The organism is Clostridium sp. (genome assembly GCF_051650885.1).
GTDB lineage: Bacteria > Bacillota > Clostridia > Clostridiales > Clostridiaceae > Clostridium.
Map to the genome: position 1 here is coordinate 1 of NZ_JBOFRG010000340.1, position 3,024 is coordinate 3,024.

Below are 3,024 nucleotides of genomic sequence, written 5' to 3' on the forward strand. Positions count from 1 at the left end.
AAGATACCATCAACGCAGATTATCGATAGAAGAAACAGTGTGTTTTATTTGCAATAGAAAAGGACACAAAGCTAGGGTATGTGCTGAAAGGAGAGATACTAGTAGGGAAGGTAATTTTGAGGGTATTAAGGTGAAGAGTTGTGAGAGAAAAAGCACCATCGGGGTAATTAAGGAAAGTAAGGTAGAGGTAAATGCTTTAGAAGATGGGAAAACGTGGTTAAGCAATGTGAATAAAAGGAGTAGAATAGTCAATAAACTGGAAGTGCTAGTGAAGGATTACCCTGAAGTATTTAGTGAAGGAAGTGAAAGGGTAAAGTATTTAACAGGAGTTAAATGTAAGATAGCGACTAAACAAGGTGAGAAGGTTGTGAAAAAGGGACAGATAGTAGATTATTGTCTAAGGGAGCCCTTTAAAAAGTATTTGGATGAGTTGGAGAGTAGAGGTGTTATTAGAAGGTCAAAAAGCGAGTGGAGAAATCCTATTAGGGCGTTGCAGAAACCAAATGGGGGCATTAGACTAGTGAGTAACTTGACTTCTTTGAATGACTTGGTGGAAAAAGATCCGTATGAGCTGCCGTTAATGAAGGATATTATAAGAGCGACACAAGGATCAACCATATTCACGGTAATAGATTTAAAAGAGGGGTTCTATCATATAGAGATAGAAGAGGCGCATAAACATAAAACGGCCTTTGAGTATGATGGGAGAATTTACGAATGGAATAGTATGGTCATGGGATTTAAGAATTCGCCCCATATTATGCAAAGAGCAATGAATATCGTGTTAGATAATTTTCGAGGCAAGGGAGTAGAGGTTTATATGGATGACATTGTAATTCATGCTAAGAGCTCAAAAGAGCATGATGATCTCCTAGAGGAAATCGTTAAGACGTTCAAGAGTTGTGGGTTGAGGATTAATCCGAGTAAGATACAGTACAAGTTAGAGGAGGTCAAATTATTAGGAGTGACTATAAATGGAATTGACATTAAGCCAAACGAGATTAGAAAACAAGAGGCCTTGGAATACAGGAAACCAGAGAACGTTAGGGATCTGAGAAGATTTTTGGGATTAGCTGGGTGGTTCAGGGATTTTATACCCCATTATGCATATAGAACCGCCAGATTGACAGAGGCTTTGAAGAAGAATACGGTATGGAATTGGGACGAAGAACTCGAACACGCGTTTAATGATGTGAAATCAGGTTTGAGGGACATACAAAAGTTAAAAATATTGGAAAAAAATAAGGAATTCAGATTAAGAACGGATGCGTGCGATACAGGATTAGGCGCAATTCTTTTACAGACAGATAAGGAAGGAAGATGGGTGCCAGTTCAGTGGGCATCTAAGAAATTGACACCAACTGAGAAGAGGTACACGATAAGTGAGAAGGAGATGTTGGCGGTTGTGTTTGGTATAAAGAAGTTTGAAAGTGATTTAAGAGGAAGAAAGTTTCATTTAATGACAGATCACAAGGCTTTAATAGAAATAAGAAGGAAACCAGTCTTTAATAATAATAGGATAAATAGATGGATAGAAAAGATACAGGAGTTTGATTTCACAGTGGAGTATGTCAAAGGGGAACTGATGACGGATGCCGATGCGTTGAGTAGGCAATTTGAAAGTGTTGCGGTTACTGAGGAGGAAAAAGAAAAAACAATTAGAAAGAAACAAAGGATTGAAAAGCAGAAGCAGGGCAAAGTTAATAAACATACATTTATAAAGGATGGTAAAGAATTTTGGGAGTTTTCCTCAGGTGAAAGAAAAGAAGTCATGCCAAAAGAGTTAAGAGAAGTAAATATATTGAAAGTTCATAATGAATTGAATCACAGAGGCGTTAAAGGGACTTATTACAATTTGAAGCAATATTGGTATTGGCCGGGTATGAAAGACGAGATATCGCGGGTGATAAAAAAATGTGACGTGTGTGGGGTAAACAATAGAAAGACCACAGGAGGATGCGAGTTTGTGGCTACAAGGAAGAAATTGGAGAAAGTGGCAATAGATATCATGGATATTGGGGAGAGTTCGAGGTATGTTCTTGTGGGCATAGATTATTATACGAGAAAGTTATGGGGTGCGGTAATAAAAACAAAAAGCACAAAAGAGGTGTTGGATACTCTAAAAAAATGGATTACAGAAGATGGGTTTCCGGATGAATTGATAACAGATAATGGAAAGGAGTTTTGCAGTGAGGAATTTGAAAAATGGTGTTCAGAAAATGATATTCAGCATAGGAAGGTGGGCTTAGAAGCACATAGAAGTAATGGAAGAATAGAAAGAGCAATAAGAACAATAAGAGATGCTTTTATTAAACAAGGATGTGGAAGTTTCGAGGAGAAAATAACGAATGCAATACAGGGATATAACAACACGATGCACAGTGGAATTAAGTGCACACCGAGAGAGGCGTGGGATATGGATTCAAATACGGTGGCAATTGAGAATGATGCTATGGGAGATTACGCAGATAAGTTCAAAAAGAGATACAGAGAAATATTTGTGGAAAACCAAGCAGTTAGAATAGCTAAGAGAGATAATTTGGGAACGCTTTCAAAGACGGACAAGGGTAGATTCAGGGATTCAGGTAAGATTATGTTCCGATGTGAGAATGATTCATACGTAGTGAAAAGGGTTGATGGGAAACTATTGAAGAAGAGGCATTATGATTTAAAAGGTATGTTTGGAGTTGATAAAGGTGAGACTACCCGTCTGGAGGAGGGGATGTTGGGTTATTAGCCCCTATTAAATAAATGACTAACATGAAATAATTTATTTTGCTTAAAGATTATCACTCATTTTGTCTATCTTTAGAGATATTAAAGTTGAGAGTTTTTTGAGAGAAAAGACCTCTTAACTTGTTGATTTTAAAAAATAAAGATTTAACAAATTCAGACAATTTAACCAAATAAAGAAAAGTATGCTTGTTTTTTCTATTGCTAAGTCGTTCTAAGAAGTATCCAAGGGATATTATAAATACATTTCTTTGAATTATAACAATCTCAAGATTTGCTTCGTGTAATTAG

Annotated in this window: 1 protein-coding gene; it reads left to right on the forward strand. The window is 36.8% G+C overall.

All coding sequences use genetic code 11. The features are described 5' to 3' along the window. Positions 1-2,737 (forward strand): reverse transcriptase domain-containing protein (locus ACRC28_RS17065; protein WP_438544651.1); only part of this gene is annotated, 2,737 nt, incomplete at its 5' end. Positions 2,738-3,024 lie beyond the last annotated feature (287 nt).